The sequence below is a fragment of the Nitratidesulfovibrio oxamicus genome (assembly GCF_015731765.1).
Classification (GTDB): domain Bacteria; phylum Desulfobacterota; class Desulfovibrionia; order Desulfovibrionales; family Desulfovibrionaceae; genus Cupidesulfovibrio; species Cupidesulfovibrio oxamicus.
In genome coordinates this window covers 1-5542 of sequence record NZ_VRYY01000148.1, presented here as the reverse complement: position 1 = coordinate 5542, position 5542 = coordinate 1, and the positions used below count along the sequence as shown (strand labels likewise).

The following is a 5542-nucleotide window of genomic DNA, read 5'->3' as shown; positions in this document are numbered from 1 at the left end:
CGCCGCCGCGCTGCCGGGCCCACCATTTCGGCCACCTGACGCAGCACCGCCGCCGGGTCGAACGGCTCGTCGCGCAGGCCCGATCCGCCCGCGCCCAGCGCGGAAAGGTCCAGCAGGTCGTCGATGATGCGCAAAAGGGCATGGCCGGATTCCACCGCCGTGCGCAGGTAGCCGCGCCGCTCGTCGCTCAGGTCCGGACCGTCCAGCAGTTGCAGCATGCCCAGCACCCCGTTGAGCGGGGTGCGCAGTTCGTGGCTCATGTTGGCAAGGAACTCGTCCTTGGAGCGGTTGGCCGCCTCGGCGGATTCCTTGGCCCGCCGCAACGAGACCATGGCCCGCCGCCGCGCGATGTGTTCCCACATGCCATGCATGAACAATTCCAACTGGCGGTGGTCGGCCCGTTCGTAGGGCATATCCTTGTTGGCCACGCCCGCCACGGCCACCAGCCGCCCCTCTTCCAGCACGGGCACGGCCAGGTGCCGCCACAGCGATATATCGCCCACGCGATGGACCGGTTCCGCGCCCGGCGCGCCCGGCACATCTCGCACGCCCATGGCGCTCGTCAGCCCAGCCGTATTCGCGGAATCGGGCGCATCGGGCTGGCCGGACACTCCGGGTGCCCCGGACACGCCAGCCCAACCGCCCCCCCCGGTCGGGGCTTCGTTGCGGATTTCCGGCTGGCCGGAGCGCACCACCTCTGACCACGGGCCCGCCACGCCCGCCCTGCCGTCCGTCCGACCATCCGTCCGACCGTCCCGGGCGTCCCCAGAAGGCGCGGCAAGCCTCGCCGGTTCCGTCATCAGGTGCGACCACAGCACGCCATCCGCCGGCACCCGTCCGCCGTCCACCAGGGCAAGGTAGCCCAATTCGCTGCCGGTCAGGCGCACCGCCTGTTCCAGCGCAAAGCGCATGATCGACCGTTCGGGCGCCGCGTCCATGCGCGACAGGCGGTGCAGGGCCGACAGCCGCGCCGCGCCCAGCCTGCGCTCGCGCCGGGCGTTGCGGCGTTCGGTGATGTCCGCGGCAATGATGGCGAACTGGCGTTCGCGCACCCGATAGACGGCCATCTCCAGCCATTTTCCCATGTTGCGGGAATAGCGTTCCGTGTGCAGCGGCTCACCGGTCAGGGCCACCCGGCCCAGCGTCGCGATCCATGCCGGATCCTGCGGGCCGAACACCTCGCTGCCCGCGCGCCCCAGCACGTCTTCGGCGCGACGGCCAGCCATGGCCTCGAAAGCCGGGTTCACCGTCAGAAACCGGAAATCCACAGGCCGTCCCTCATCGTCCAGCAGCATTTCGTGCACGGCGAAACTGGTGATCAGCTTGCGGAACAGGGTGCGGAAATCATGTTCCATGGAACGCTGGCGGGTCACGTCGCGCAGCAGGCTGAGCACGGAGGCAACGCCCCCGTCCCCCCTGCGCTCGGGCACCAGCCGCCAGTCGAACAGCACCCGCCCGGCAGGCCCGTGAAACACGTAGTCGGTCTGCACCGGACGGCCCGATTCCAGCACCCCGCGCAACTGGCGTGCCCAGAATTCCGCCACCTGCGGGGCAAGGCCCAGTTCCGCCACCCCGCGCCCCATGAGTGCTTCCGGCGGCCCCAGGTAGGGGCTGACGGCGGCGTTGACGCAGGCAAGACGCAGGTCGCCGTCAAAGCGCATGATGATGTCCGGCGTATTTTCCACCAGGGCGCGGTACTTTTCCTCCCCGGCGGCCAGGTTGGCAAGGGCCGTGTAGCGTTCGGTGACGTCCTCGTAGATCAGCAGCAGATCGCCCGAATCGGCGCGGCTGATGAAGTAGTGGCGCCAGCAGCCGCGTATCTTGTCGCTGTAGAGGAAGGAGGGAAGGTGCTCGGCAATGCCGCTGCGCCACGCACGGGCCAGGGCCTCGCGCAGGGTGGCGGCCACCGGGACGGGCAGCAGGCCGGACAGCAGGCTGCCGGTGCATTCCGCGCGGGTCAGACTGCTCAGCCGCTCGCCCGCCGGGTTGATGTCGAGCAGGGTGAAATCGGCGCAGTCGTCCCCATGGGCGTGCACGGGGCGCAACACCATCACGCCCGCGTTCATGTTGCGGAATACACCGCGAAACAGTTCGGCATCGCGCCGCAACTGTTCCGCCGGACCGGCGGACTGCCCGTCCGGGTCTGCTGGCACGACCGGAGCTGTACCCGCGTCTGGAGCGACCGGGCCGTTCCGATGGGCGATCAGGTTCCGCGGCTCCGCATATTCCGGACATTCACGGCGGTCCGCGTCGTTTGCATCCTGCATTACGCTGGCCCCTTGCGTTCTGTCGCGCCCGATCCCCCCGGAACCGGCGCGAGCACACCCGACGCTGCCACACTACTCAATAGCCATGCAGCGTCAACGGAAAAGGCATACCGTTCCGGCAAGACAATGCATCATCGTTCAAGCCATGGGGAGCACGCGGCTGGCATCATGACGAACGCCGCACACCGCCCATGCAGGCGGAGTGCGGCGCAGATTGACAAGGAACCACGTGCTTGCGCGATACGTCCACGCCGTCAACGCTCTCGGCGCAGCATGGCCCGGGCGTATTCCACCACGATGGGCAGCACGGACACCACAATGATGCCATAGATGACCAGGCTGAAATTGCGCTGCACCAACGGCATGTTGCCCAGAAAATACCCGGCCGTCACCAGCAGTCCCACCCACAGCAGTGCGCCGCCGGCGTTGAACAGCAGGAAGCGCCGGGCGTCCATGGCCGCCACCCCCGCCACGAAGGGCGCGAAGGTGCGCACCACCGGCACGAAACGGGCCAGCACGATGGCCTTGCCGCCGTGGCGTTCGTAGAATTCGTGCGCCCGGTACAGGTGCTGGCGGTTGAGCAGGCGATAGTTCTTCTCGAACACCGGCGGACCGATGTAGCGCCCGATGCGGTAGTTCACCGCGTCGCCGACGATGGCGGCGGCCAGCAGCGTGAAGGCCAGGGGAAAGTATTCCAGATGCCCCGCCCCGGCGATGGTGCCCGCCGCAAAGAGCAGCGAATCGCCGGGCAGGAACGGGGTGACCACCAGCCCCGTCTCGCAGAACACGATCAGGAACAGGATGGCGTAGGTGTACACGCCCCAGTTGGAGACAAGCTCGAATAGGTGCCTGTCCACATGCAGCAGGAAGGAAACGAAGGTGGAAAAAATGCCCAGAATGTCCAAGGAAGGCTCCGGTGCCGGTACTGCCGGCGCATCTGCGGATATGGCGACGGGCCGCGTGAATGCGGCCTTGCCTCTGTACGCCACGCCGCACAGCCACGCAAGGGTCGCCCGGCAGTACAGGGTGCCCGGAAGTACAATCTGCAAGGACGTACAGGTTGCAAGGGCGTGCAGCCATGCGCTGCCAGCATGCCCAGGGGCGTGCCGCCTTGCCGACCGGAATGCCAGGCGATATTCTTCAGGCGGTCTTTTTTCGCAGACTTTCGTTTTTCACTTGAAAAGGATTTTCATTTTCACTATGGTCCTTTCAACGAACAACCACAACGACGCCAGCACATGCCCACATTACTCCCACGCCTTCCAGCCTCCGGCCTTTCCCGTCCGTCCCGGCCTTGCAACCCGGGGCGGACGGGGAACGCCTCCCCCCGCGGACACGCAACACGCGCCGCGCGTTCCGCGCATCCGGCACGCCCCGCTCGCCACAGGGAAAAGTGTAGTCGGGCCGTCTGACGGACGGCACCGACACGTACACTGATACGCACACCGACACCATCCATCCGGAGGATTCCCATGGCCAACGTGCTCATCGTCTACGGTTCCACCACCGGCAACACCGCCTGGGTCGCCGAAACCGTCGGTCGAGACATCACCGAAGCGGGCCACAGCGTCGAAATCCGCGACGCGGGCCAGGTAGAGGCGGAAGGCCTGTGCGAGGGCCGCGACCTCGTGCTGTTCGGCTGCTCCACCTGGGGCGACGACGAAATCGAACTGCAGGACGACTTCATCCACCTGTACGAATCGCTGGAGGCCACGGGCGCGGGCAAGGGCCGCGCGGCCTGCTTCGGCTGCGGCGACAGCAGCTACACCTACTTCTGCGGCGCGGTGGATGCCATCGAAGAACGCCTGTCCGGCCTTGGCGCGGACATTGTGGCCGATTCGCTGAAGATCGACGGCGATCCGCGCACCGTGCGCGACGACGTTTCCGCCTGGGCCGGGCGCGTGGCGGCCGCCCTGTAGGACCATCCACGCCGTTCATTGCGCCTGCCGCACCGTCCGACATCATGCACGGGAGCCAGCGCTCCCGCTGTATTGCAACTCCCACGGAGGACCATGCCATGACCCTTGCCTGCTCCATCGGTTCCGGTCGCGTGGTGGCCCGGCGCTTCGCCGGGTCGCTGCGCCGCCTCATCACCAGTGACGACCGCAGGGAACACGATCTCGCTCTTGCGGGACGGCTCGGCCCTGACGGGCTTGACGGTGCCGATCACCCCCATGGGGCGGACGAGGCGCCCCGGTCCTCCGCTGCCACCGCAGGGCGCTCCGCCGCCTGACGCAATACGCCTGACGCAATACGTGGGCCGCCCTTTCGCACGCGGCCCGATGCGGGGCGGCGGTTTACCGCCCTACGCACGAGCACACACCAGACATGACCGCGCCGGGCGGGCGCATCGTCGCACCGCCCGGCACCGGAAACACGCCATGAAAGACCTTGCCCTGCTCATCACCGCCGCGCTGCTGCTGGAAATCACCGCAGCCACCCTGCTGCTGGGCTGACCCGCGCCAGCGGTGCAGCTCCCAGGCGCCGCGCCCAGACGCCGCTTTGCCACGCTCGCACGGCAGCACGGGTGCACGGGTGCGCACCTGACCGAAGCGCAACAACACGGCAACCCCCCGGGACGCCCCACAGCACTGACATTTTTGTAATTTCGGAATTTTTCCGCTTGCCTTCCCCCCCGGACCCGCCTATTCTCGCTTCCATCCCGCCGTGTGGCGCTCTGCATTATTGCAGCACCACTCTCGGGCCAGACCGCAGCCGCCCTACGCCACGCACCGCATGGCGCAAGGTGTCGCGCGGCACCATGGAAGACATGGCAGCGCCATGTCCTGGCCCTCGACATCGTACACAGGTACCGCATGACCGCCAGCACCGAGCACCGCCCCGCAACGCGGCCCACCATGGCCGCCGCGCCCAATGCCCCCCTTCGTCCGGCGCAGGACCCCGCCGGCGTGGGGCGGGGATCGGTTTCGGCTTCCGTGGCCCTTTCCGCCCCGTGTGCCAAACGCACCGTGGCCACGTCGTCCCGCCAGCCCCTGGCCGCCACTCCTGAAGTATTCCTAACGCCCCGCTCCACCGGGGCGTTCTTTTACTTCTATTACTTTTGCCGGGCAGCTTAGGCGGGCGTCTCGCATGGCATGCATGGCCGGGCGCACCGCAGGTGCACCCGGCTTTTTTTCATGCCGCGCGGGGCCATGGCCGACAGACGAAGGAAAGGGGCATGACTACGAGGATTCGGCCACCACGGCCCGCGTACCCCGCCGGCGGCAGGCGTCGCCCCATGGCCGCCGCAGGCACGGGACGCGCGGCCCCGCAGG

General features: G+C 67.8%; 5 protein-coding genes. 3 read left to right on the top strand and 2 right to left on the bottom strand.

The window, feature by feature from the left end:
- Together FVW20_RS06540 and FVW20_RS06535 are read right to left on the bottom strand one after the other, a co-directional pair.
- Positions 1-2153, bottom strand: a 2153-nt coding sequence (locus tag FVW20_RS06540) for a PAS domain-containing protein (RefSeq protein WP_307831401.1), incomplete at its 3' end; no start/stop codon positions are given.
- A 368-nt stretch (positions 2154-2521) separates the two neighbouring features.
- Positions 2522-3172 carry a DedA family protein gene (locus FVW20_RS06535; protein WP_196608796.1) on the bottom strand — a complete coding sequence of 217 codons (651 nt, stop codon included), beginning with the start codon at positions 3170-3172 and terminating at the stop codon, positions 2522-2524.
- A gap of 567 nt (positions 3173-3739) precedes the next feature.
- Here FVW20_RS06535 and FVW20_RS06530 point away from each other — a divergent pair.
- From FVW20_RS06530 to FVW20_RS06520, 3 genes are all read left to right on the top strand, one after another.
- Positions 3740-4186 (top strand): flavodoxin, encoded by a 447-nt coding sequence (locus tag FVW20_RS06530; RefSeq protein ID WP_196608795.1) that lies wholly within the window; start codon positions 3740-3742, stop codon positions 4184-4186.
- A 98-nt stretch (positions 4187-4284) separates the two neighbouring features.
- Entirely contained in the window at positions 4285-4500 is a 216-nt protein-coding gene (locus FVW20_RS06525) for a hypothetical protein (protein ID WP_196608794.1), read from the top strand.
- A gap of 49 nt (positions 4501-4549) precedes the next feature.
- Positions 4550-4723 (top strand): hypothetical protein, encoded by a 174-nt coding sequence (locus FVW20_RS06520; RefSeq protein WP_196608793.1) that lies wholly within the window; start codon positions 4550-4552, stop codon positions 4721-4723.
- Positions 4724-5542: the final 819 nt, after the last annotated feature.